Source organism: Marinobacter sp. MIT932201, assembly GCF_047123295.1.
Lineage (GTDB): Bacteria > Pseudomonadota > Gammaproteobacteria > Pseudomonadales > Oleiphilaceae > Marinobacter > Marinobacter salsuginis.
In genome coordinates, this window is sequence record NZ_CP138917.1 from 3,938,009 (window position 1) to 3,962,476 (window position 24,468).

The 24,468-nt window shown below is 59.9% G+C and carries 24 protein-coding genes; 13 read left to right on the top strand and 11 right to left on the bottom strand.

Annotated elements, in window-relative coordinates:
* Nucleotides 1–8 precede the first annotated feature (8 nt).
* The 5 genes from SIC15_RS18150 to SIC15_RS18170 form a co-directional block, all read right to left on the bottom strand.
* Entirely contained in the window at nucleotides 9–809 is an 801-nt protein-coding gene (locus SIC15_RS18150; protein ID WP_069182071.1) for a symmetrical bis(5'-nucleosyl)-tetraphosphatase, read from the bottom strand.
* Nucleotides 802–1,632, bottom strand: coding sequence for a 16S rRNA (adenine(1518)-N(6)/adenine(1519)-N(6))-dimethyltransferase RsmA (rsmA, locus tag SIC15_RS18155; protein WP_412536620.1), 831 nt, complete (start codon nucleotides 1,630–1,632; stop codon nucleotides 802–804). Before rsmA ends, SIC15_RS18150 begins: the two co-directional genes overlap by 8 nt.
* Nucleotides 1,629–2,639, bottom strand: coding sequence for a 4-hydroxythreonine-4-phosphate dehydrogenase PdxA (pdxA, locus tag SIC15_RS18160; protein WP_136630044.1), 1,011 nt, complete (start codon nucleotides 2,637–2,639; stop codon nucleotides 1,629–1,631). Before pdxA ends, rsmA begins: the two co-directional genes overlap by 4 nt.
* Nucleotides 2,639–3,979 carry a peptidylprolyl isomerase gene (locus SIC15_RS18165; protein WP_209399797.1) on the bottom strand — a complete coding sequence of 447 codons (1,341 nt, stop codon included), beginning with the start codon at nucleotides 3,977–3,979 and terminating at the stop codon, nucleotides 2,639–2,641. Before SIC15_RS18165 ends, pdxA begins: the two co-directional genes overlap by 1 nt.
* Nucleotides 3,980–4,043: 64 nt before the next feature.
* The gene (locus SIC15_RS18170; RefSeq protein ID WP_412537632.1) at nucleotides 4,044–6,365 is read right to left on the bottom strand and encodes an LPS-assembly protein LptD; all 2,322 of its coding nucleotides are present in this window, start codon (nucleotides 6,363–6,365) and stop codon (nucleotides 4,044–4,046) included.
* 244 nt (nucleotides 6,366–6,609) lie between these two features.
* On the opposite strand from SIC15_RS18170, the gene SIC15_RS18175 reads away from it, so the two are divergent.
* Genes SIC15_RS18175 through SIC15_RS18185 form a run of 3 tightly spaced genes read left to right on the top strand, consistent with a single transcriptional unit; the run spans nucleotide 6,610 to nucleotide 9,102 of the window.
* The gene (locus tag SIC15_RS18175; RefSeq protein WP_412536621.1) at nucleotides 6,610–7,668 is read left to right on the top strand and encodes an aminoglycoside phosphotransferase family protein; all 1,059 of its coding nucleotides are present in this window, start codon (nucleotides 6,610–6,612) and stop codon (nucleotides 7,666–7,668) included.
* Entirely contained in the window at nucleotides 7,665–8,363 is a 699-nt protein-coding gene (gene murU, locus SIC15_RS18180; RefSeq protein WP_305966430.1) for an N-acetylmuramate alpha-1-phosphate uridylyltransferase MurU, read from the top strand. The genes SIC15_RS18175 and murU overlap by 4 nt, the downstream gene beginning before the upstream one ends.
* On the top strand, nucleotides 8,350–9,102 hold the full coding sequence (locus SIC15_RS18185) for a DnaJ domain-containing protein (protein WP_069182077.1): 753 nt from the start codon (nucleotides 8,350–8,352) through the stop codon (nucleotides 9,100–9,102). The genes murU and SIC15_RS18185 overlap by 14 nt, the downstream gene beginning before the upstream one ends.
* Nucleotides 9,103–9,109: 7 nt before the next feature.
* Here the strand turns inward: SIC15_RS18185 and SIC15_RS18190 are convergent, their stop codons facing one another.
* Nucleotides 9,110–10,063: a DUF3530 family protein gene (locus SIC15_RS18190; RefSeq protein WP_412536622.1), complete on the bottom strand. Its 954-nt coding sequence runs from the start codon at nucleotides 10,061–10,063 to the stop codon at nucleotides 9,110–9,112.
* 117 nt (nucleotides 10,064–10,180) lie between these two features.
* On the opposite strand from SIC15_RS18190, the gene rpe reads away from it, so the two are divergent.
* The 6 genes from rpe to trpC all read left to right on the top strand — a co-directional run bounded on the left by rpe (nucleotide 10,181) and on the right by trpC (nucleotide 15,897).
* Entirely contained in the window at nucleotides 10,181–10,867 is a 687-nt protein-coding gene (rpe, locus tag SIC15_RS18195; RefSeq protein ID WP_153633980.1) for a ribulose-phosphate 3-epimerase, read from the top strand.
* Entirely contained in the window at nucleotides 10,864–11,553 is a 690-nt protein-coding gene (locus tag SIC15_RS18200; RefSeq protein WP_069182080.1) for a phosphoglycolate phosphatase, read from the top strand. Before rpe ends, SIC15_RS18200 begins: the two co-directional genes overlap by 4 nt.
* Before the next feature lie 232 nt (nucleotides 11,554–11,785).
* Complete coding sequence (gene trpE, locus SIC15_RS18205; RefSeq protein ID WP_377949208.1) at nucleotides 11,786–13,273, top strand: anthranilate synthase component I; 1,488 nt, start codon at nucleotides 11,786–11,788, stop codon at nucleotides 13,271–13,273.
* 16 nt (nucleotides 13,274–13,289) lie between these two features.
* Nucleotides 13,290–13,871, top strand: a complete 582-nt coding sequence (locus SIC15_RS18210; protein WP_412536623.1) for an aminodeoxychorismate/anthranilate synthase component II — start codon at nucleotides 13,290–13,292, stop codon at nucleotides 13,869–13,871.
* Between the two features lie 11 nt (nucleotides 13,872–13,882).
* The gene (gene trpD, locus SIC15_RS18215; RefSeq protein WP_222465490.1) at nucleotides 13,883–14,911 is read left to right on the top strand and encodes an anthranilate phosphoribosyltransferase; all 1,029 of its coding nucleotides are present in this window, start codon (nucleotides 13,883–13,885) and stop codon (nucleotides 14,909–14,911) included.
* A gap of 164 nt (nucleotides 14,912–15,075) precedes the next feature.
* The gene (gene trpC, locus SIC15_RS18220; protein WP_412536624.1) at nucleotides 15,076–15,897 is read left to right on the top strand and encodes an indole-3-glycerol phosphate synthase TrpC; all 822 of its coding nucleotides are present in this window, start codon (nucleotides 15,076–15,078) and stop codon (nucleotides 15,895–15,897) included.
* Here trpC and SIC15_RS18225 read toward each other — a convergent pair.
* The 4 genes from SIC15_RS18225 to SIC15_RS18240 form a co-directional block, all read right to left on the bottom strand.
* Nucleotides 15,894–16,511, bottom strand: a complete 618-nt coding sequence (locus SIC15_RS18225; protein WP_412536625.1) for a DUF4202 domain-containing protein — start codon at nucleotides 16,509–16,511, stop codon at nucleotides 15,894–15,896. The genes trpC and SIC15_RS18225 overlap by 4 nt on opposite strands.
* Nucleotides 16,512–16,536: 25 nt before the next feature.
* On the bottom strand, nucleotides 16,537–17,154 hold the full coding sequence (locus SIC15_RS18230; RefSeq protein ID WP_222465493.1) for a glutathione S-transferase family protein: 618 nt from the start codon (nucleotides 17,152–17,154) through the stop codon (nucleotides 16,537–16,539).
* Between the two features lie 91 nt (nucleotides 17,155–17,245).
* Nucleotides 17,246–17,980 carry an alpha/beta fold hydrolase gene (locus SIC15_RS18235; protein ID WP_136630031.1) on the bottom strand — a complete coding sequence of 245 codons (735 nt, stop codon included), beginning with the start codon at nucleotides 17,978–17,980 and terminating at the stop codon, nucleotides 17,246–17,248.
* A gap of 41 nt (nucleotides 17,981–18,021) precedes the next feature.
* Nucleotides 18,022–19,122: a M14 family zinc carboxypeptidase gene (locus SIC15_RS18240; RefSeq protein ID WP_412536626.1), complete on the bottom strand. Its 1,101-nt coding sequence runs from the start codon at nucleotides 19,120–19,122 to the stop codon at nucleotides 18,022–18,024.
* Nucleotides 19,123–19,421: 299 nt separating this feature from the next.
* On the opposite strand from SIC15_RS18240, the gene SIC15_RS18245 reads away from it, so the two are divergent.
* From SIC15_RS18245 to SIC15_RS18260, 4 genes are all read left to right on the top strand, one after another.
* On the top strand, nucleotides 19,422–20,387 hold the full coding sequence (locus SIC15_RS18245) for an ABC transporter substrate-binding protein (protein WP_305966424.1): 966 nt from the start codon (nucleotides 19,422–19,424) through the stop codon (nucleotides 20,385–20,387).
* Nucleotides 20,388–20,483: 96 nt separating this feature from the next.
* Nucleotides 20,484–21,518, top strand: a complete 1,035-nt coding sequence (locus SIC15_RS18250) for an ABC transporter permease (protein ID WP_222465497.1) — start codon at nucleotides 20,484–20,486, stop codon at nucleotides 21,516–21,518.
* Nucleotides 21,519–21,528: 10 nt separating this feature from the next.
* Nucleotides 21,529–22,587: a quaternary amine ABC transporter ATP-binding protein gene (locus tag SIC15_RS18255; RefSeq protein WP_069182103.1), complete on the top strand. Its 1,059-nt coding sequence runs from the start codon at nucleotides 21,529–21,531 to the stop codon at nucleotides 22,585–22,587.
* 71 nt (nucleotides 22,588–22,658) lie between these two features.
* Complete coding sequence (locus SIC15_RS18260) at nucleotides 22,659–23,501, top strand: substrate-binding periplasmic protein (RefSeq protein WP_412536627.1); 843 nt, start codon at nucleotides 22,659–22,661, stop codon at nucleotides 23,499–23,501.
* Here SIC15_RS18260 and SIC15_RS18265 read toward each other — a convergent pair.
* Nucleotides 23,477–24,451, bottom strand: a complete 975-nt coding sequence (locus SIC15_RS18265; RefSeq protein WP_412536628.1) for an META domain-containing protein — start codon at nucleotides 24,449–24,451, stop codon at nucleotides 23,477–23,479. The two genes, SIC15_RS18260 and SIC15_RS18265, sit on opposite strands and share 25 nt — an antisense overlap.
* Between the last annotated feature and the right edge of the window lie 17 nt (nucleotides 24,452–24,468).

Below are 24,468 nucleotides of genomic sequence, written 5' to 3' on the forward strand. Positions count from 1 at the left end.
GTACGGGCTCAGCAGTCACAGTGGATCTTTTCTCCGGTATCCAGATTCATCATGGTCAAGGCACCGCCCCAGACACAGCCGGTATCCAGGCCGATAAACCGGTCGCTGCCGGTTTTTCCTTCCAGGGCTGCCCAGTGGCCAAACACCACTCGGACATCGTCATTGCGCGGAAAATAAAACCAGGGCTCGAAGCCTTCCGGGGCACTGTCAACGGTTTCCTTGGCCGCCAGCTCGAGGGTGCCGTCCTCGGCAATGAAGCGCATGCGGGTAAAATAGTTGGTAATAACACGCCAGCGATCCATACCCTGCAACCTATCGTCCCAGCGCTCGGGTTGGTTGCCGTACATATGGGTGAAGTATTCCTCGGCGGCATCGCCCTGGATCACAGCTTCCACTTCACGGGCGCAGTCCATGGCCTGACTGACCGACCAGACATGGGGCAAACCGGCGTGGGTCATCACCAGATTCCGGGCCGCATCGTGAACACAGAGTTTCTGTTGCCTTAGCCAATACACAAGCCGGTCGTGATCGGGCGCGTCGAGGATATCCGACAGAGTGTCTTTGCGACGGGTCTGGTGGCCGCCCATCGACACCGCAAGCAGATGCAAATCGTGGTTGCCAAGCACCACAACCGCAGAATCCCCGAGGCTCTCGATATACCTGAGAGTTGCCAGCGAGGACGGGCCACGGTTGATCAGGTCGCCGGCCACCCACAAACGGTCTCGGGAGGGGGAGAAATCCACCTTGTCCAGGACGTCTCTCAGGCGTTCGTAACAGCCCTGAATATCGCCAATGGCGTAATCAGTCATCACTTACCTCGTTTGCGGTGCTGGCTGCACCCTTCTCTTCGAAAAGCAGATCCGCGATGGCCACGTAATCGGCCAACCCCAGATTCTCCGGGCGCAGACCGTCATTGATTCCCAGGCTCTGGAGCTGTTCAACCGAGACCATGCCGCCCAGGGCCTTGCGCAGCGTTTTACGGCGCGCATTAAACGCCGTGCGCACCACTGCCTGGAGCGTCGCCAGATCCTTCACGGGATGGGGCAATGTTTTATGAGGCACCAGCCGGACGATGGCAGAATCCACTTTCGGCGCCGGGCGGAACGCGCCGGGTCCCACCTCGAACAGCGGCTGCACCCTGCAAAAATACTGGGTCATGATGCCAAGGCGACCGTAGTTGTTGTCGCCGGGCACCGCGGCCATCCTCTGAACCACTTCTTTTTGCAGCATGAAGTGCATGTCCTGCACCACGTCGGCCTGGGACAGCAGGTGGAAAATCAGGGGCGTGGATATATTGTACGGCAGGTTACCGATGATCCGCAGGGGACGATCCACCATAAGCTGGCTGAAATCGAACTTGAGCGCGTCCGCTTCGTGAATCCGGAACTCGGGATAGTTGAAGAACTTGGTGCGCAGCACCGGAATCAGGTCGCGATCCAGCTCCACTACCTGAAGCCGTGGATTCACGGCCAGTATCTCTTCGGTCAGCGCGCCCAGACCGGGACCAATTTCCACGATGGCGTCATCGGGTTTCGGATTGATCGCGCGGATGATCCGCTCGATGGTCCCTGGATCATGGAGGAAATTCTGGCCAAACCGTTTTCTGGCCTGGTGGCCGGCTTTGTTGCTCACGAACGGGTCTCTTCAATTGCAGATTTACGACAACGAGCCATTTGCTCGCCCACCTTCAAGGCCGTATGCAGGCTGCCGGCATCAGCCCGGCCGGTGCCAGCGAGATCCAGGGCCGTGCCATGGTCCACCGAGGTTCGGACAATGGGCAGGCCCAGGGTAATGTTTACGGCGCGCCCGAAGCCCTGAAACTTCAGTACCGGCAGTCCCTGATCATGGTACATGGCCAGAACCGCGTCGGCCTGGTCCAGCCAGTGCGGCGTGAAGAGGGTGTCGGCCGGCAGCGGTCCGGTCAGCGAAAGGCCTTCCGTGCGCAGACTCTCCAGGGTGGGCTCGATGGTGTCGATCTCTTCCCTGCCAAGGTGGCCGCCTTCCCCGGCATGGGGATTCAGGCCGGCGACCAGAATTCGGGGCCGCGCAATGCCAAAGAACTTTTTCAGATCGGTATCGAGAATCCGCGTCACCTGAGTCAGGCGCTCGGGGGTAATGGCGGCGGAAACATCCTTGAGCGGTAAGTGGGTGGTTACCAGCGCAACGCGCAGCTCTTCGGTCGCCAGCATCATAACCACTCGCTCCACGCCGCAGAGCTCCTGCAGGAATTCGGTGTGGCCGCTGAACAAAATGCCGGCATCATTGATCACGCCTTTGTGGACAGGCGCCGTTACCATGCCATCAAACTCGCCATCCAGGCAGCCATTGGCGGCAACCTCCAGCGTCCTGACCACATAGGCACTGCTGCCGGTATCCAGCGAGCCAGGCTGGTCATTGGCGCAACCTTCCACGTGCAGCACCGACAGCAGGCCCGCCTTCATTTCCGGCGCCTCTCCGGGCTGCCAGGGACGCAGTTCAACCGCCAGATTCATTTGCTTCGCGCGGGCCTCCAGCAGCGGCCTACTGGCAACCACCACGACACCACAGGTTCTGGACTCCAGCGCCAGCTGGAGGCACAACTCCGGACCAATTCCGGCAGGCTCGCCGGCGGTGAGCGCCAGAACCACAGGATTACTCATCAGGAGACCGGCTCTTGTTCTGCAGGTTCGTCCTTCGCGTACTCGCCCTTGAACTCGATAAAGGCCTCGTCGCGGATCTCCTGAAGCCAGTTTTGCAATTCGGTCTCGAACTTGCGCCGGTAGATGGCCTGGCGCGCCTCGGCGTCGCGCACATCACCGCTGATGTCTTTCTGACGGCGCTCCTGAACCTGCAGGATGTGCCAGCCAAACTGGGAGCGGAACGGCCCTTGGAACTCACCGATATCGGCATTCAGCATGGCCTGCTCGAACGCGGGCACCATCTGACCGGGACTCACCCAACCCAGATTGCCGCCATCGGAACCGGACACCGGGTCATCCGAATACTCCTTGGCCAGGGCACTGAAGCTGGCACCGTTCTGCAGTTGCTGATACAGATCCCGGATCATGGTTTCCGCCTGGCTGTCGGTGGTTGCTTCGGAAGGCCGCACCAGAATATGGCGAACGCGATGCTGCCGGATCAATTGCTGCTGCTCGCCCCCGCGTTTATCCATGACCATAACCAGGTGGAAGCCGCTGTTGTTTTCAAGAACTTCCGACGGTTGACCCACCGGCAGCTCCGGTACCACCGGGGCAACGAGAGACGGCAGCTGGCCTTCGGCACGCCAGCCCATATCGCCGCCTTCCAGGGCATTACTGGCATCGGACTCGGCAACAGCCACCTCGCGGAAATCACGGCCGCTGGCAATCTCATTGCGCAGACGCTGGGCCTTTTCCCGGGCCGCATCGACCTCCGCCTCGTCGGACGGATCATCAACGCTGACAAAAATATACGCCAGCCGGTACTGGGCGTTATTGCCACCACGGGCCTCCAGGCTCTCCAGATAGTTTTCCACTTCCCTGTCGGTTACCCGTACCCGGTTGCCAACCTGGCGCTGCTGAACGCGGCTGGTCAGCATCTCCCTTCGAATCTGCTCGCGGGCCTGGTTGTAGCTCACGCCTTCGGCCGCCAGCTGGTTTTCAAACTGGGCCAGGCTCATGCCGTTGCGCTCGGCAATGTTGGCCATGGTTTCGTTCAGCTCGTTATCGCTGATACGCATACCTGCGCGATCCGCCATCTGCATCTGGATGGATTCGGTGATCAGTTGATCAAGCACCCGCTCTTCCAGGATCTGCCGCGGCGGCAACGCCGTGCCCTGGGCGCTGAGACGACTGGTGATGGTACTGATTCGCGCTTCCAGCTCGGTCTGCAGGATGACATCCTCGTCGACAATGGCCACCACCTGATCCAGCAGCTTGCGCTCGGCCTGAACAGACAGCGGAGCCAGAACGGCAAGAAGAACCAGTAACGCTTGTACACCATGGCGAAGGGTCGCCTTCATAATCACCTCTGCAAATAGAATTTGAGCTTTTCTGGCGTTTTGGGGGCCTTAGTCCGGGATCCACTCAGGGAGTTCCAAAACGACGACGCTCCCTTTCATCGAAACCGTAAATGGCCTCGGAAATACTCGATGAAGCCCCATCACTGCCACCAAGGCCCTTCAGCTGGATCTGGAACAGTATACGGCTATCGAGCTCCCGGTCGTCGGTCAGATAGTTCTGGTGAACAACCTGAACACTCCAGCAGCAGTTATTGTATTCCAGTCCGGCCAGGGATCCGACGGTCCGGTCAAGGTCGGAATCATAGACCCAGCGGCCGATCAGACTAACACGGTCCGATACCGGGAAAACCGCCGCAATGTCCGACTGTTCCAGTTCGTCCCGGCTGTAGGTGTGCCCAACACTGGCCAGGTAGCGATAATCACTGGAGTGAAAGAGCAACTGACTCCGGCCTTCCTCCGTGTTACCGGTATCCGGATCCCACAGCCCGGAAGAACGGATCTCGAGAGTATCCAGCGGGTTTAGCACCACCTCGCCCGCGAGGGGAGAACGACTCCGGGTACCGGCACCCTCACCAAACAGGGTGACCTCGCGATCTTCAAAATACTGCACCTGACCGATACTGAACCGGGCACGCTCGGCGCCGGTGAGCAGATCATTGAAACGGCTGGTCAGGGCCACGGTCAACTGGTTGGCATCGCCTACGCGGTCGCCGCCGGTGAAGCGGTCCGGACGAAACAACTGCTCGAAGCGAAAGGTCTGGAGGTCAGTGTCGAAATCCGGGATGTCGTTCTGGTCCGGATCGGCATCGGCCCAGGCGTAATAGAGGCGGGGCTCAAGGGTCTGGTTATAGGGCACATAGAACAGGCTGCTCTGCCGGTCGAAATACAACCCGTTATCCCATTCGGCAACTGGCACGGTGCGATCGAAGGCGCCATCGCCCAGGGTGTAGTCATCCAGATCGTAGCGAGTGTAATCCACGCTCACCGAGGGCCGGCTGAATCCCCACAAGGCCCGCATCGGCAACGCCAGCTCCGGTCGCGCCCGGAAGCGCTGGCCGTTGGCACGATCGAGACCGGTCAGGGCCTCGTTATCCCGATAGAAGACCGTGTACTGGCTTTCCACATTGGCTTCCACAACACCGGCATCGGTCTGCCCCGCGTAGATTATTTCAGGCAGTTGGGCATAGGGTTTGTCGACATCGGCGATGCGGTCGCTGATGGTTTGGTAGTCATTGAGGTAGGCGTCAAAGTACTGCTGGTCGCTCCGGAAAGTCACCCCGCCCTTTCTCTGCAGGTGGGTGGCCTGGTTGATCTCCAGGCTGCGGTTAAGGTCGCTGAGATAGTCCTCGTCGCTTACCACGGAAAAATCCCCGTAGCCTCGCCAGCCACCGCCAAAGGCAGCCCGGGTGGTGGCATCCAGGGCCCAGCGCTCTCCGGACTCACCGGGATTCTCCTCCTCGAACGCCGAATCATTGCCGATATATCCAAGCTGCAGGGTGGTTTCCCCGAGCGAACTGAGGTACCGACCTTCAACTTCGTTGAACAGACCCCGGCCATGAATGTACTGGGGCGTCAGGGTTGCATCGTAGTGGGGTGCCAGATTGAAGTAGTAGGGGACAGCGATGAAAGCGCCACTGCCAGCACTGGAGGAGCCGAACTGAGGGTACAGGAAGCCGGATTTGCGGCGATCATCAATGGGGAAGCTGGCCCAGGGCCAGTAAAAGACCGGTACATCCAGGACTTCCAGCCGAACATGCTTGGCAGTGCCAAACCCCTCCGCCCGATCCAGGCGAATGTCCGAGGCGACGATGGCCCAGTCATTCTGTCTGGGGCCGCAGGTGGTGAGCAAACCATCTTGAATGACCACCTGCTCCTCGCTGATACGCGACAGGCTGCCGGCATTGCCACGCATTTCCGGCCCATGCAGCAGAAAGGTCGCCGTATTGATGTCTAGGCGACCGGTTTCCACATCATAATTAGCGTCCTCACCAGTCAGTAAAAAGCCTTCACCTCGACTGACCAGTGGCCCCTGGACCGAGACGGCGCCGCGCTCCTGGCTGTAACGGGCTTCCGAACCGGTTACCTGGAAGCCGCCCTGGCGAATCCGGACGTCGCCCTGGAGAAACAGCTCGCGATCGATCTCATACCGCGCACTCAGGCCACTGGCTTCCAGCGGTTGTTCGGCATCGCTGCCATTGGCAAACGCACCGCCAACGCCGTCGGCACCGCCAGAAGGCATGTAGCCTCCGTCGCAGAACAGGGGCAGCGAAGACCGAACCTCGGCGGGCAGTTCCGCCCTGGGGCGCCAGTCAATTTCCGCCGCCGACGGCGCTGCCTGGGCATAACCTGCGGAACTTCCACCCCCCAGAAACGCGGCCAGTAGCAAATGGCCATACCGGCTCTGCCACCGGCTTTGCGGTGATTGCAGTGGGCGTTCGGGACATGGCACGGTGGCTGGATCCTGTTCCGGGTGAATTGGAGGACGGGCGATAATAACCGCCGACTAGTTTACACGTGCCCTCCGGGGTTGTTAACGGAAACTCCGCTGCAAAACCGATTTACCCTCTTTATACTCCTCTGCTAACTTTCGCTGTCAGCGACAACTTATTTTCAGGATCGCAACCCGAGTTATGGATACCCGCCTGCAGTTGCTGACCAACTGGGTCAGACAGTTCCCCGGCTTCGAACAGAGCGAAGCCGAACCGGTCTCCGGCGATGCCAGTTTTCGCCGCTATTTTCGGGTCTGGCAGCACGCCGGTCAGGCGAAGACCAACGGTGGCGATGTTCCGTTTATTGTTATGGATGCGCCCCCGGAACACGAAGACTGCGAACCCTTCGTGGCCATCGCACGGCACTGGCATCAGCAGGGCATTGCCGTGCCCGAAATCGTCCAGGCTGATCTGGAACAGGGCTTCCTGTTGCTGGAGGATTTTGGCGACCGGCTGATGCTTGGCCAACTGAACGAGAAGTCTGCAGACCGGCTGTACCGGAATGCCCTTGAGGAACTCACTCTCATTGCCCGCCAGCCCTCTCCCGAGGCGCACCCACTGCCTCCCTACGACGCCACCCTCCTGGAGCGAGAGATGGCGCTGTTTCCGGACTGGCTACTGGAACAGCATCTGGGCATGCAGCTGGAAAACAGTGAGCGGGCGCTGCTGGACACCACGTTTTCCATGCTTCGGGAAAGTGCGCTGGCGCAACCGGAAGTAACGGTTCACCGGGACTACCATTCCCGCAACCTGCTGGTCCGCCCCGGCGAACCACGCCCCGGTGTCATCGATTTCCAGGATGCCGTCACCGGGCCGGTCACCTACGACGTCGTGTCCCTGCTGAAAGATTGCTACATCCAGTGGCCGGAGGCACGGATCTGCGACTGGCTGGAGGTGTTTCGACAGGGCAGCCGGGACGCAGGGCTGCATCGGGCCGATCCGGAAACCTTCCGTCAGTGGTTTGAACTGATGGGCATGCAGCGCCACCTGAAGGCCGCCGGGATTTTCGCCCGGCTGTCGATCCGCGATGGCAAACACGGTTACCTCAAGGACATTCCGCGCACCGTGCAGTACCTGATCGTTGCCAGCAGCCGGCAGCCGGCCCTGCGCCATTTCCACGAATGGCTCAGCGATACGGTTATGCCGCGCATCGAGGCGAGCATTGGCCCGACCCCCGGCCAGGAGCATTCGCACCAGTGAAAGCCATGATTCTCGCCGCCGGCAAAGGTGAACGCATGCGGCCGCTGACCCTGGCCACACCAAAGCCCCTGCTCAAGGCCGCCGGCAAGCCTCTGATCAGCTATCACCTGGACCACCTGCGGCGAGCGGGATTCCGCGAGGTGGTCATCAACCACGCGTGGCTGGGCGACCAGATTGAGGAAACGCTGGGCAATGGCGATCAGTTCGGCCTGTCAATTCAATACTCCCGCGAGGGCGAGCCCCTGGAGACTGCCGGCGGCATAGTGCGCGCCCTGCCCCTGCTGGCCGATGATGAATCAGACTGGTTCCTGGTGATCAATGGCGACATCTGGAGCGATTTCGACCTGGCCCAACTGATACCGCCGGCCGACGCCGACGCGCTGCTGGTGGTCACCCACAACCCGCCACACCATCCCGAGGGAGACTTTCACCTGACCGACCAGGGATTGCTCATGGACGATGGGTCGGACAAGTTGACCTTCACCGGCATCAGCCTGCTGCGCAGGTGCCTGTTCGACGGCCTGACAGACCGGGCGGGAAAGCTCGGGCCGGTGCTGCGCAACGCCATGAGCGATGGCCGTGTGAGAGGCCTTTACCATTCGGGACAATGGGTAGACGTGGGCACCCCGGAACGGCTGCAAGCGCTGGACAGCCAACTGGGCAGAACGGAATCCGAAAACCATGGCAGGCAGTAACAGACAACCGGTATTGCCGGCCCGGATGGAAGCCGAGTTTTCCAGCCTGATGCAGGAACTCTCGGCTTGCGGCCACCAGGCTCCAGCGCTGATCGAGCGCGCCCGCCTGCCCCGCTGGTGCAGGCGCCCCCTGTTTTTCTTTCTGGGCTACATTGCCAAATCAGAGGGTCGTGTGACCGAAGCCGACATCGGCTATGCCGAATCTCTGATAAAGGCCATGAAGCTGTCGAAGCGTCAACGACGGCGCGCCATTGGTTGGTTCCAGGACGGCAAGTCAGCCGGGCAACTGCCCTTCATCCGCGGCCTGGCCATGCGCCTGTCCCGCCGCCTGTGGCCAGCACCGGCCCTGAAAACCGCCATCTGCCTGTGCCACGCCAGTCAGCTTAACGGCCGGCCCGGCAAGCCCAGACGCTACCGCTGCGAGGATGCCATTGATCAGATTGGTCTGCCGGTCAGCGTCACCGAGGACATCTTTGACAGCTACGCCAGCAAAGTCTGGACCCGGCACAGCGAGAACCTCTCCAGACCTACCAGTTATCAGCAAGCCTGTGAGATTCTAGGGGTTACCCGACGGGATTCTCTGGAGGTGATAAAACGGGCCTACCGCAAGAAGGTATCCGAGTGCCATCCGGACAAACTGGCCCAGCAGCAGATAAGCGTCCGTGACCAGAACCTCGCCAAAGAACGTCTGCTTCACTATCAGCAGGCCTGGGAGCTGATCAAACGTCACAACACCTAGGCCACCCCTAGCGGGACTCAAGCCAGGCGGCAACGCGGCTGGCAACCGTATCGCCCAGAGTTCCGGGTGCGGGTGTGAGCCAGGGCACCGGCTGTCGCTCAAAGCCACTCATCCCGGCCCGGCGCAACCTCATGCCAACACTCCAACCTGATCGATCATCAACGTCTCCGGAGGGATACAGCTCCAGCAATTCCGTGCCCAGCGACTCGAGACGTTCCGGCAGATCTGGCCTGTCGACCGGGTAAAACTGCGGAGCCACCCAGACAAGCGCAGAAGCATTGCCACCCTCCAACACCTGGTTGGTCACGTGTATGCTGGCCCGCCCGACTCCCAGAACAGCCGGAGCCTCATAGCCCCGCTCCACCAGAAGAGCCAGTCCGGCCGCGAGCATCTGGTTGATTCGACTTCTGTAGCGCGCCTCGAGATCGTCGGCGCTCTCTGAGGCCATGACGTCAATCATGACCGATTCTGATGCTTGCTGCTCCTCTGCATCCGCTTCAGCCGCCGGTTTCTCTGACACCGGCCGCATCAGGATCTCACTCAGTACCGGTGAAGGCGATTCCAGGCCCAGCGTGAGCACGGTCCATCCCCGCGAAGCCAGCCCCGCCGCCAGCGCTCCGGTCACCCCGGAGGCGGCGGTTTCGCCCTCGTCCGACAGAACCAGCACGGCACCACGGGCCGGTAACCGGGCTTCCGGATAGAACAGCCCCAGCGCCCGGTCGCCCTCCTCAAGCGCCAACCATACCGCCGCCTCGGGAAAGCTCTGGTTCAGGGAGCGCTCCCCGGTGCCCGTCCAGACCAGGGCCCGGCTTGCAGACTCCGTAGCCGGCGCCGCCGAGCCCTCAGTCTCACCGGCCTGTTCACCCTGTTCCTGGCCGAGGGTGATGGAGGGCACCGCAAACATCAGTGCCAGGAAGACAAACCGGAACACGACCGGCCGGTAAAACTCGAATCTCTGCACAGATACTGATCCTTTGACTGCGAAAAAACGCGACTGAGCTGTTAGACTAGCAGCCATCCTGAATGTGCGGCAGGGACCGCTGACCACGCCATTATCCATTGTTGTGAGAGAGCCGTCATGAACCCTTACCTGATTGCCCCATCCATCCTGTCCGCCGATTTTGCCCGCCTTGGCGAGGAAGTCGACAACGTGCTGGCCGCTGGCGCGGATGTTGTGCACTTCGATGTCATGGACAATCACTACGTGCCCAATCTCACCATTGGCCCCATGGTCTGCGAGGCCCTGCGCAAGCATGGCGTGACCGCCCCCATCGATGTCCACCTGATGGTATCGCCGGTGGACGACCTGATCCGTATGTTTATCGACGCCGGCGCCAGTTACATTACTTTCCACCCGGAAGCGACCAACCACATTGACCGGTCACTGCAACTGATCCGCGATGGTGGCTGCCAGGCCGGCCTGGTGTTCAACCCTGCCACGCCCCTGCATTACATGGATCATGTGATGGACAAGCTGGACATGGTACTGCTGATGTCCGTGAACCCCGGTTTCGGCGGCCAGAAGTTTATACCGGGCACCCTCGACAAGCTCCGGGAAGCCCGCAAACGCATCGATGCCAGCAACTACAACATCCGCCTGGAAATCGACGGCGGCGTAAAGACCGAGAACATTCGGGAAATCGCCGAGGCCGGTGCCGACACCTTCGTGGCCGGTTCAGCCATCTTCAATACGGACGACTACAAGGCCACCATCGACGCCATGCGCGAAGAGCTGGAGCAGGCCCGCAGGGTGATCAGCCAATGAGCCTGGCGGGTTTGTTCAACGCCCGCTGGCCAGGGGTTGCCCTGTTCGATCTGGACGGCACCCTGGTGGACAGCGCGCCGGATCTTGCGGCAGCGATTGATCAGATGCTCGAACATCTTGGCCGCTCTCCGGCCGGCATCGACCGGGTGCGGAATTGGGTCGGCAACGGCGCCAGCGTGCTTGTGCGCCGGGCCCTGGCAGGCCAGGTGGACTGGGAACCGGCGCGGCCGAAAGACGACGCCCTGTTCAACGATGCCCTGGCAATCTTCTATCACGCCTATGGCACCATCAATGGTCGGCATTCGGTGGTCTATGCCGGCGTCGAGGCCTGTCTCACACATCTGAAAAACCAGGGCTGCCGGCTGGGCATTGTCACGAACAAGCCGGAACAGTTTGTAGCGCCGCTGCTTGAACAGATGGGGCTGGACCACTGGTTTGATCTGACCGTGGGTGGTGACACCCTGCCGGTCAAGAAACCGGACCCGACGCCCCTGCTTCATGCCATGGAGACGCTGGGGGGAACCCGGGGAACCACGGTAATGGTGGGCGACTCCGGGGCGGATATTAACGCCGCACTGGCAGCGGGCATTCCCTGCGTGGCGGTCCGCTACGGCTACAATTATGGGCCAGCCGTAGATACCCTGGGCGCCGATGCGGTTGTTGATTCGCTGGCCGAGCTTTTGTAATCTCACAAGGAACTTACATTGAGCACTTCTTTACGGGAGATTCCTGCCGTGCAGGGACTGAATCTGACTGCAGCGCGAGGCATCCTGACAACCCGCGCAACACGATGGTGGCGATGGCGCACCGGCTGAGCAAGCCCGGCGGCCGACCGGCTCCTGCCCGTCGAGCCCGCAGCACCTGATGGAAGCACTGGCTTCCGTCCACAATGCAGATCAGATTTCAGGAAACCGTACCATGACACCCGAGCAATTCTCCGAGCTCGCCAACGCCGGCTTTAACCGCATCCCTGTGTACCGCGAGGTTCTGGCCGACCTCGATACGCCTCTGAGCACCTACCTCAAGCTCGCCAGCGGGCCGTATTCCTATCTGTTCGAGTCCGTTCAGGGCGGCGAGAAATGGGGCCGTTATTCCATCATCGGCCTGCCCAGTCATGAAGTGCTAAAGGTTTTTGACCACCGGGTGGAGATCAGCCGCGGCGGCGAGATCGTCGAAACCGAAGAAGTCGAAGACCCTCTGGCGTTTGTCGAGGCCTACCAGAAGCGCTTCCACGCGCCCGACCTGGACGAACTACCCAGGTTCAACGGTGGCCTGGTGGGCTACTTCGGCTACGACACCGTGCGCTACATCGAAAAGCGCCTGCGCCAAAGTTGTCCACCGGACAAGATCGGCACGCCGGACATTCTGCTAATGGTGTCCAACGAGATCGTGGTGTTCGACAACCTGCGTGGCAAACTGCACCTGATTGTCCATGCTGACCCGGCCGTTGAGGGCGCCTTCGAGAAGGCACACAGCCGCATTGATGAGTTGGAGAAGCACCTGCATCGGCAAACCGCCGACGCGCCGCGCACGCCTCAACACCTTCGCGGCAAAGCCGTGGACGAGAGCGACTTCGTCTCCGGCTTTACCCAGGACAAATTCGAAGCGGCCGTGGACAAGATCAAGGGCTACGTGCTCGACGGCGATGTCATGCAGACGGTGATTTCCCAGCGCATGTCGATTCCCTTCGAAGCACCGCCGCTCAACCTGTACCGCTCACTTCGGGTGCTGAACCCGTCACCGTACATGTACTTCCTGGATCTGGAGGACTTCCACATCGTTGGCTCCTCCCCGGAAATCCTGGCCCGGGTGGAGGACGAGGAAGTCACCGTTCGCCCCATCGCCGGTACCCGCAAGCGCGGCGCCACCGATGCCGAGGACAAGGCCCTGGAAGCGGAACTGCTTGCCGACCCGAAAGAGATTGCCGAGCACCTGATGCTGATCGACCTGGGCCGCAACGACGCCGGCCGGGTATCGGAAACCGGCACGGTCCGGCTCACCGATAAAATGATTGTCGAGCGCTACTCTCACGTGATGCACATTGTTTCGAACGTCACCGGCCGGCTGAAAGACAACACCAGCTGCCTGGACGTGCTTCGGGCCACCCTGCCCGCCGGCACCCTCAGTGGCGCGCCCAAGATCCGGGCCATGGAAATCATCGATGAACTGGAGCCGGTGAAGCGTGGGGTCTACGGTGGCGCCGTGGGCTATCTGTCGTTCAACGGCAACATGGACACGGCTATCGCCATCCGTACCGCCGTAATCAAGGACAACACCCTGCACATCCAGGCCGGCGCCGGCGTGGTGGCCGATTCGGTGCCCCGCCTTGAGTGGAAGGAAACCATGAACAAGGGCCGCGCCATTTTCCGGGCAGTGGCCATGACTTACAACGATTTCGACCACTGAGGCGGAGGAACGGATTATGTTGCTGATGATCGATAACTACGATTCCTTCACCTACAACGTGGTGCAGTATCTGGCCGAACTGGGTGCCGACGTACAGGTGCACCGCAACGATGAAATTACCATCGAACAGATTGAAGCCCTGAACCCGGAACGGCTGGTGATTTCCCCCGGTCCCTGCACCCCGAACGAGGCTGGCATCTCCATGGCGGCCATCCGGCATTTCGCCGGCAAGCTGCCGATCCTGGGCATTTGCCTGGGCCACCAGGCTATCGGCCAGGTCTACGGCGGTGACGTTATCCGGGCCGGCCGGGTCATGCACGGGAAGGTGTCCCCGGTCTTTCACAAGGACACCGGCGTATTTCGGGGCTTGAGCAACCCGCTGCAGGCCACCCGCTACCACAGCCTGGTCATCGACAAGACCACCCTGCCGGACTGCCTGGAAGTGACCGCCTGGACCCGCAACGACGACGGCTCCATCGAGGAAATCATGGGGGTTCGCCACAAGACACTGCCGATTGAAGGGGTGCAGTTCCATCCGGAGTCTATTATGACGGAACAGGGGCACGAACTGCTGCGCAACTTTTTGAGAACACAATAAGAGGCCGACACATGGACATGAAAGAAGCTCTCAATCGCATTGCCTCCAACCTGGACCTGTCCCGGGAAGAGATGAAGGACGTGATGCGCATCGTCATGAAGGGCGAGGCCACCGACGCCCAGATTGGCGCGTTTCTCATGGGGTTGCGCCTGAAGAGCGAAACCATTGATGAAATCACTGGCGCCACCGAGGTGATGCGCGAGCTGGCCACCGGAGTAACGGTGAAGGCTGAGCCGCTGATCGATATCGTCGGCACCGGCGGCGACGGCGCCAACCTCTTCAACGTGTCTTCCGCTGCCTCGTTTGTGGTAGCCGCTGCCGGCGGCTTTGTGGCCAAGCATGGTAACCGGGCGGTCTCGTCCAAGAGCGGCAGTGCCGACTTGCTGGAAAAGCTGGGTATCAACCTGAGCATGAAACCGGAGGAAGTGGCCCGCTGCGTCGAGGAAATCGGTGTCGGCTTCATGTTCGCTCCCGCTCACCACGGCGCCATGAAACACGCCATCGGCCCCCGCAAAGAGTTGGGTTGCCGGACCATTTTCAACATCCTGGGACCCATGACCAACCCGGCGGGCGTCAAGCGCCAACTGGTGGGCGTGTTCAACCGGGAACTCTGCCGCCCCATGGCGGAGGTGCTGCATCGCCTTGGGGCCGAGCACATCATGGTGGTTTGCTCCAAAGACGGCCTGGATGAGATCAGCCTGGCCAGCGCCACCCACGTGGCGGAACTGAAAGACGGCAAGGTCACCGAATACGACATCACCCCGGAGGATCTTGGCATCAAGAGCCAGGCTCTGGTGGGCCTGACCGTGGACACCGCCGACGATTCCTTAAAGCTGATCAAGGCAGCTTTCGGTCGTGGCCACGATGAAATGGCCGAGAAAGCCCGGGACCTGATTGCCCTGAACGCCGGCGCAGCCATCTACGTCGCTGGTTTGGCCAAGACGCCGAAAGAAGGTGTCGATATGGCCCTGGACGCCATGGGCTCTGGCCTCGCTGCCGGCAAGATGTCGGAGCTGGCTGATTTTTCTCAGTGCTTTTGATCCTGGTCTGCTGACTTCGCAGCCGGACGAGCCGGAGCGGAGGGAGCTTCCAAAACACGCCCGTGAATACGTCCATGTAGGGCTTGGCTGCAGCCATCCATGGCTGCAGACAGTTTTGGAAGCTCCCTCCGCTCCGACTCTCGCTAACTTTGTACAGGCCCGTTATGACTGAACGACATTTGGACAAGACTCCCACCATTCTTCGCAAGATCGTTGACCGTAAGTGGGAAGAAATTGACGAGCGGAAACCAAAAGTTTCGCTTGCTGACCTTAAGGCCATGGCTGGGGATCAACCGGCAGCCAGAGGTTTTGCCAACGCTTTGCGCAGCCGGATTGAACAGCAGACTCCCGCTGTTATCGCCGAGATCAAGAAAGCCTCACCAAGCAAAGGTATTTTGCGGGATCCGTTCGAGCCGGCAGTGATCGCCGAGAGCTATGAAAACGGCGGAGCGGCCTGTCTGTCCGTGCTCACCGATCACGACTTCTTCCAGGGGCATGAGGATTATCTGGTTGCCGCCCGCAATGCCTGCAGTCTGCCGGTAATCCGCAAGGATTTCATGGTGGCGCCCTACCAGGTCTACGAAAGCCGGGCCATAGGCGCCGACTGCATCCTCCTGATTGCAGCCTGCCTGACCAAAGACCAGATGCAGGAACTCGAAGGTATTGCCCATGAGATTGGCCTTGATGTGCTGGTAGAAGTCCACGACGGCGAGGAACTGGACGATGCGTTGACGCTGACGACTCCCCTGGTCGGCATCAACAACCGCAATCTGCATACCTTCGATGTGTCTCTGGACACCACGTTTGATTTGCACGAGCGGATCTCACAGGACCGGCTGACAATTACCGAGAGCGGCATCATGACGCGCAGCGACGTAGAAGCGATGACTGCTCGCGGGATTTACGGTTTCCTTGTGGGGGAATCGTTTATGCGAGCGGAGGAGCCTGGTTCAAAATTAAGGGAGCTGTTTTTCCCTGCAGGCTAACTCTCAGGCTCTGCCAAGGCCTCCTGCAAAAGTTCCAGAAGATGCGCCGGCATGCCCTCGGCCAGCTTGAGTGCTGCCTCGTGCCCACGGGGCGACATCTTGCCCCAGGTCCGGCGGACAATGCGTAACCACTTTTCCCGGTCGTAGTCCGCCTTTTCCTCATAGAAATCCGCGAAGTACTTCTCCAGGAACACCATGCAGGCCACGTCCTCCAGGAGTTGCGTATCGGCATCCTGCCTCAGTTCCCGCTTGGTAAGAATGGTCTCCACCCGCTCGCACTCCTCCTGCGGATAACCGCACTCCGCCATGATCTCAGCCGCCCGCCGGCCATGCATCCGGCCACAGGCCTGGCGCCATTGATAATAGGCTTTACGGCCTTCCGGATAGTCCTTCCGGGGCATGGTCCAGCGCTCAATGTGCTGGGCCCGGCAGGCGATCTGCATGCGTTCGGAAGGGTCGGATTCAAGCTCGAACAGCCAGCGGGTCATGTGCAGACTGTAAGCGTATTCCTTCGGCAGGTGTTCGTCGCCAAAGGGTTCCAGGTTGGGATCGGCCTGGTTCGCTGTATCGATCGCCGCCAGCGCGCACTGGAGTCTTGAATCCGTTGTGGTCATTTACGTCTCTCTTTCGGTTACGAGCTCAGGCCTGGGCCGAGGGGCGGGCCTTGATTCGGTCGTACCAGGCCTGCAGATTAGTCTGCTCTGGCTGGATCCGGATACCTACTACACGGGCGAAGGCCACTGTTGTGAAGGCGTTGATATCAGCAGCTGTAAATCGATCGCAGCAGATGTATTCCTTGCCAGCCAGTTGCTTGTCGAGGAAATGCATGAACTTCTCGACGCTCTTGCCGCACTCTTCTCCCCACTCCTTGATCGGGTTCATCCGGTCCTTGAAGTAGCCGGTGGTGTGCTGGAAGCACATGCCGGTAGGCATGAAGAAGAACAGCTCAATCCACCGCAGCCATTGCTCAAGCTGCGCCTTTTCGAGCGGAGTATCGCCGAGAAGGCTCGGTGTATCCGGGTAACTTTCCTCGAAATAACGGCAGATGGCCATGGTCTCGGCGATGCAGGTGCCGTCATCGAGCTCCATTACCGGCACTTTCTTCATCGGGTTTCGAGCAACAAATTCGGGGGTCAGGTTTTCACCCTTCTGCAGGTCGATTTCGATGAATTCGGCCTTGTCCAGCAACCCCTTCTCAGCCATGAACATACGGACACGACGCGGGTTGGGGGCGGTTTTGGTTTCGAAGATTTTCATTATTATGGGCTCCGTTCCTTATCAATGACGGCTTTGGCGGTTCAAAACGAGAAGACTGACGGGAAAGAAGAGTTGCGTCAAGCAACCGGCGTTACCGGGGCAGCCAGTTGCGGAGCTGCTGGATAATCCACTCCGGGTCGTCCAGCGGGAGATCATGCCCGGCATCAGGATGCAGTTTCATGGTCCATTGCCAGCGTTCTTCCAGCGCGGCACTGCAGCGCCAGTGAACAATGCGATCACCCCGACTGGCCAGCAAGAGAGCGTCTGGCATCGGTCGTTTTTCATCAGGCTTGTAGCGAGCGGCCGCCGTCAACTGGTTGAGGGCGTTCCGGGGATTGACAGGGCGTCGTCGCTGAATGCTGTACCACTGCTTTGCCAGTGACAATGGGACCTCTCGATTGGAAGTAAGTCTGAGGATGTCCCGCTCGCGATCAAACAGCTCCCTGCGCCCCAGGAGTCGTAGCACCCGAGGCCAGGCGCCCGGCCGCATGCGCTGCCAGGGTGGACTGAAACCCGAACTGGTATTGATCAGCACCAGGTTCTGAATCTGACCCTCGGGGACATGCTGGGCCCAATCAAGGGCCACCATGCCGCCCATCGAGAGTGCCAGGACGCTGAAGGGTCCGGGAATATGACTGACCTGCCTGGAGACCTTCTGCCGGATAGCGGCCACGGTTGACGGGCTGTTTTCCAGATAGTGCACTCCCGTTCCGGGCAGATCCACCGTGTGGAAAAGTTGATCGGGAAACGCCTCACGCAGACGGGACGGAAAGTTTCCCCAGTGCGCGTGTTCCCGCGTCAGCCCCCGCAACAGAATCCAGTGCATACAAGTGTTCCGTTTGATGAGTGCCCGGGCCTACCGATTCGCTAATTCGAATCGCGATACCAGTGCATGATCGCGGCTTCTCTCAGCATGGACTCCTCTTCCCGAACCGGCAACCAGTTCTCATGGCTGGCCGCAGCATTAACCAGAAAATCCATCCAGGCCAGGTGGCTGCGTAAAACCCGCTTGTGGCGATGGGGAACCAGGGGGTTGAAAAAGCCATCCAGTCGAAGCAACTGACGCGGGCGCTTGCGGATCCATCGCCAGGACCCCATTTCCAGGGTGAGAGGCAGAAAAACACCGGCATTTTCACGATTGACCTGCTTGTAGAAGTAGTCCCATAAATCACCGTGTGTCAGGTAATGCCGGGATTGGGGCTCAAACCGGTAATCGTGGTTGGGATAAGCCTGCTCCCAGATCAGTTTCAGCGCCATAACCGAAGCAATCCGGCGCATCGGTCGCCGCCGGTAGGCATAAGGAAACCAGATCTGGTCCTGCATACCGAAACCGGAATGACAGTCCAGCGCCACGCTAAACGGTCGGCCGGGCAATAATTCCTCTATCACGGCCTCCAGCGCCTGGTTTTCAGGCTCCATGCCCTGCTCCGGATCGCCGGTGTACCACGGCAGGCGGGGGGAGATGCGCTGCCCCCCGAGCAGGAACGCACTGCGGTCCTGGGCAGTAATCGGCGCGTTGCGCATCAGATCCACACCATTGGGATTGCTGCGCTGATTCAGGTACATGCCGCCCGGATTGAGAATCGGCAACAGGGTAATGCGTACTTTCTGCAGTAGCCCGGCCAGATGCTCGTCCCAGGTTACCCGGGCGAGCAGCGACTTCAGCCACGCCATCACCACCTGACTGCCAATGCGCTCCAGCCCATGCACGCCCCCCACAATCAATACCGCCGGCACATCCGCTCGGGATGAGCCGATATCGACCCGGTAGATGGGTAGCGACAAATCCTTCAGGGCAATGCGCTCAACCACTCGCGTGGCTACGAGTTCCGGTGCTTCTGCCAGCAGACGTTCAAGACCGATCAGCTCCGGGAGAAAGGTTCGTAACAGTCTCCGCTGGCGACCATCACGGCTGCCCTGCTCCTGGGTAATCGACGTGTGAGGCGTCAGGTCGCGCAGCTCTGTCATGGCAATCTCCGGTATCAGTTCCGCGGAGTGTAGCCGCTGATTGCTACAGCTTATTGACAGCTATCGGAACGCATAATCTGTCTGATTTATAGATACATTTGGAATACGCCCTTGTAACTAAGCTGAGGTTCGTTATCCTAATATTAGGTATTAACCGAGATGTTCTGATTTGTTCGACCATAACAGCGACCATAAAACGGCTGTTCTCCCGATCCGTCCGGATCGCGGCACCCCTGTATCGGAACTAACACCGACCACACCCTTCAAAAATCACAAACCCTGAAGAAGGAGAAGTGACTATGCGAAAGCTAAAGTCTGCTGCACTGCTTTGCGCGCTATCCGTACCCGTCGCCGCCCAGGCTGATTGCGGCGAAGTATCCATCACCGAAATGGGCTGGGCATCCAACACGGTCGTCACCAACGTGGCCACCTTTATCATGGAGCAGGGTTACGGCTGTGACGTCACCATTGTCCCTTCCGATACCGTCCCGGCTGTCACCTCGGTTGCCGAGAATGGCGAGCCCGACATCGTCACCGAGCTGTGGCTCAACTCCGCGGGCGAGGCCTACCTGCGCCTTGAAGAGCAGGGCAAGGTCGAGCGCCTCGGCAAAGTCCTGGATCCGGGCGGCGTTGAAGGCTGGTGGATTCCGACTTACCTTGCGGAAGAGCACCCGGAACTGAAAACCATCGAAGGCGTGATGGCTAATCCCGAGCTCGTTGGTGGCCGGTTCAACAACTGCCCGGACGGCTGGGGCTGCCGTGTTGTCAGTGACAACCTGATCCGCGCCCTGGATCTGGAAGAGTCCGGCATTGAGGTATTCAACCATGGTTCCGGCGAGACCCTCGCATCCTCCATGGCGTCTGCTGTCCAGAATGAGGAACCCTGGTTCGGCTACTACTGGGGCCCCACCGTTCCTCTCGGCAAGTACGACATGACCCGGGTTGACCTGGGCGAGATCAAACCGGACGTGCACCAGAAAAACCAGACACCGGATGTCGATAACCCGGGTGTTTCAGACTTCCCTGCGGCCACAATCCTGACGTCAGTAACCACTGACTTCAAAGACCGCGAGCCGGAAGTGGCCGAGATGCTCAGCAAGCTGACCTTCAAAACCGAGACCATGAGCGGCATTCTGGCCTGGATGGACGCGAACAATGCCTCCGGCGAAGAAGCTGCGGTTTATTACCTCAGCAACAACAGCGACGAGTGGTCAACCTGGCTGAACGACTCCGCCCGTGAGCGTCTGGCCAACGTTCTCAACTGATTGACCTGCCCCTCCCGGGGCATCCTCAGGGATGCCCCGGGCCGTTTCCCGAAAACCGTTCTGATTGCAGACGTGCGCAGGAGAGACTGACCGCCCATGGCAACCTACGACCCCCTTTTTTCATCGCTTGGCCTTGAGCAATGGTGCTCGGAAGGTCAGAGCAGCGGCCCGATGTCGATGGCCGATCTGCTGAACAAAACCAAGGGAGAGAGCGCCGAGCCGGCCTCTGTGTGGGAACTCCCGTTTCCGTCCATGGACGCCCTGAACGAATCCTGTGCCGCTTTCCCCCAGTCCAGGGAGCTTACCAAGGGCCTGGAACAGGGCTTTCTGGCCATCAAGGACAGCCTGAGCCTGGTTCTGGACCCGCTTACCCAACCGCTTAGCTGGTTCCTCGACGGCGCGCTGTACGCCATGCTCAATACCCCCTGGTGGATCGTGATTCCACTGTTATTGGCGGTTGTTTACCTGGTCACCAAATCCTGGAAACTTGTGCTGTTCGTCGGCGGCAGTATCGTGCTGCTGGCATTTATCGACCATTATGATTACGCCATGCAAACCCTTGCGATCATCTTTGTATGCGCCTTCCTGTGCGTATTACTGGGTGTTCCCATAGGCATTGCCATGGCGCGAAGCAACCCCCTGCAGCGCATGATCGTGCCGATTCTGGACATGCTGCAGACACTGCCACCCTTCGTATACCTGATCCCGCTGATCTTCCTGTTCAGTGTCACCGAATCGAAGCTTTACGGTATCGCGATCATCCTCTACGCCATCGTTCCGGTGATCCGGCTGACGAATCTGGGCATCCGCCTGGTGGATAAAGACGTGATTGAGGCTGCAGACGCCTTTGGCATGACGCCCCGACAGAAGCTCTACAAGGTGCAGATCCCGTTGGCGCTGCCCAACATCATGGCCGGGGTCAACCAGACCATCATGATGAGTCTTGCCATGGTCGTCATCGCATCCCTGGTATCGGCGCCCGGGCTTGGCGTTCTGGTCCTTCGGGGTATCCGCAACCTGGAACTGGGTGTTGGCCTGGTATCCGGCCTTGGCATCGTTATCCTGGCGGTTATTCTCGACCGGGTAACCAAGGCGTCCCTGGCACGAATCAACGTCTCCCAGAAGCAGTGAGGAACGCCCCATGGCAAAAGACATCAAGATTTCGATCCGAAACCTTTACAAGATCTTCGGCCCGACCCCGGATGTTGCCCTGGAGCACGTTCGCAAGGGCATGGGCAAAGCCGAGTTGCTGGAACAGCAGCGACACGTCCTCGGCCTTCGAGATATCAACGTCGATATGCACGATGGCGAGATCACCGTCATCATGGGCCTGTCCGGCTCCGGAAAATCCACTCTGATCCGCCACCTGAACCGGCTGATCGACCCCACCGCTGGCGAAATCCATGTCGACGGTGAAGACATCATGAGCTACACCGAGGAGCAGCTTCGAAAGCTGCGTCGTGAGCGGATGTCGATGGTATTCCAGAAGTTTGCACTGCTGCCCCACAAAACCGTGCTCGAGAACGCCGGCATGGCCAAGGACATTCGCGGCTACACAACCGCGGATTTTGAGGCCGATGCCCGGAAATGGCTCGCGCGGGTTGGCCTGGAAGGCAATGAATACCAGTATCCGCACCAGTTGTCAGGTGGCATGCAGCAGCGCGTGGGTATCGCCCGGGCCCTGGTGTCCGATGCCCCGATCATGCTGATGGACGAAGCCTTCTCGGCACTGGACCCGCTGATTCGCTCCGACATGCAGGATCTGTTACTGGAGCTGCAGGAAGAGTTGCAGAAAACCATCGTATTTATCACCCACGATCTGGATGAAGCCCTGAAGCTGGCGGACCACCTGGTCATTCTGAAAGACGGTGAGGTGGTACAACAGGGCGATCCCCAGGAGATTCTGCTCAATCCCGGCGACCCCTACATTGTCGACTTCATCAGCGATATCAACCGGGCGCGGGTGCTCAGGGTTCGTTCTGTGATGAGCCCGCCGGACGACGCTGACTCAGAGTTTGCCGGCGATATCTCGGAAAAAGACAATCTTGAGTCGATTCTGCTGAAATCGGATGGTGACATGTCCCTGAATTTCCGGGTTGTGCGGGACGGGCAGCACGTTGGCACCCTGCACATGAAGGATCTGGCCAAGGCGCTCGTGCCAACCGCGGCATCTGCCGAACGGGACAAAACCGCGGCCTAGCATTACAAAACGACATCCAGGGTCTATGCTTCAGGGAAAGCCGACGGTATCGGCATCCCGGTTTTATTACCATGGCAAAAACCCTGGCTCTTTTCATTGCGTTCTTTCTTGTCGCCTGCTCGCAGCCAGAGGACCCGCCACCACTGGTTCCTGAAACAGCAGCAAAGGCAACGAAGACCGCTCCCGCGGCACCGGCACCCTCAAATCCCCGCCAGCGCGTTGTCATCGCCGCCGATCCGTGGTGCCCCCATAATTGTGAGGCCGGTTCCGAGCACGAAGGCTACATGATCGATATCGCCAGGGAAGCGTTCGGCCTGGCAGGTATCGATGTGGAGTATGTCAACATGAGTTGGGCTCGGGCCCTGCAACAGGCCAGGGACGGCTATATTGACGCTGTTGTCGGGGCCCTTCCGGGGGACGCACCGGACTTTGTATTCCCGGACGCCGCAACCGGCTACTCAACGATTGCGCTTTACACCCACCCGGACAACGATTGGCAGTACGGTGGCATAGAGTCGCTCAGCGAGCTCACACTGCTTGCAATCAATGGCTATGCCTATTCGCCGGTATTGGACCGATATATCGAGCGCCACCAGGATGACCCGGAACGGGTCTGGGTACTGTCGGGCCCGGCGCCACTCAGCAGGGCAATAGAACTCCTGCATCAGCAGCGGTCTGACGTATTCCCGGAGGATCGGTACGTGATGAATTGGCAGCTGCAGCAGGGAGGCGACACCGAGAGCCTGAGAATGGCTGCGGTAATCCACGAGTCACCGATCTACGTGGCGTTTTCACCGGTAGGCCGTGATTCCACCCAGCTCGCAGCACTCCTGTCTGAAGGAGCAAGAGCACTGCAAAGAAGCGGGCGGGTATCAGAGATCCTGGCCCGCTACGGCGTATCGTGGTCGGATTGAAACGCCTTGACTGTCTTGCCGTCGGCCGTCGACAGCAGCAGCTCACCATGTTTCCCGATACGCACTGAACTCACCTGATCCAGCAGGCTGAGGAACCGATCCTCCTGGTTCATCAGCGCGGGCGCGCAGGCCATGCGGGTCGATGCGACGGGTCCGACTGCGATGCCCTCGCCCCTGAGCTGGTAGCTGCCGGTGTACCGGTTGCACGAGGCTCGACCGGCCATCCGGTTGTCCTCAAGAAACTCAATGGTGATCCGCGACCGATCGATGATGCCGGCGCCAGCAAGATCCTCGACAACCCACACCGCACCGCGCAAGAGCCGTTGCCGATCCCCGCCACACCCGGTGTATTCATCATCGCCGACCGTCAGGCGCACCTGTGCCGGGTATTGCGCTCCGGACATACTGTCTTCGCAAAGCTGCCGGGCCACCGTGAGCGTGATGGGCAGGTCATCCAGTGTTGCCGTAAATTCCCGCCCATGGCGGTTGGCTGTTTTCACTTCAACCGGAACACGGCGGGTGCCCTGTTCCTCGAAAGGGCGTGTTAACAAAAGCTCGCCGCCCTCAATCGTCGCGTGCCAGAAAGGCTCATTGCCCCTCGCCTCGAATGGCATTTCCAGATCACCCGGCTGCAGGCACTCCGGGTAAGTCTGCCCACGTATGGTCAGGGTCGCTTTTTCACCTTTGTTCCAGAAACGGGTCTGGTCATCACCCGGGGCAACATACAAGGCCCCCGACGCGCTCACTTCCGGCTTGAGCAAAATCCGCCGATCCAGATAGTCCACACTGATCAGATCGCTGTCCTCGCTCCCGGATACCGCGATATCAAGTTGCCCGCAGGCATAGCTTCCGGAAACCGGCTGACTGGTTTCGGGTAGAGAAGAGCAGGCGGAAAGAGCAAGGCCCGAGGCCGTAACGACGGACAACATCAATACTCGTCGTGAGTGCATGGTCAGTTCCCTTGTAG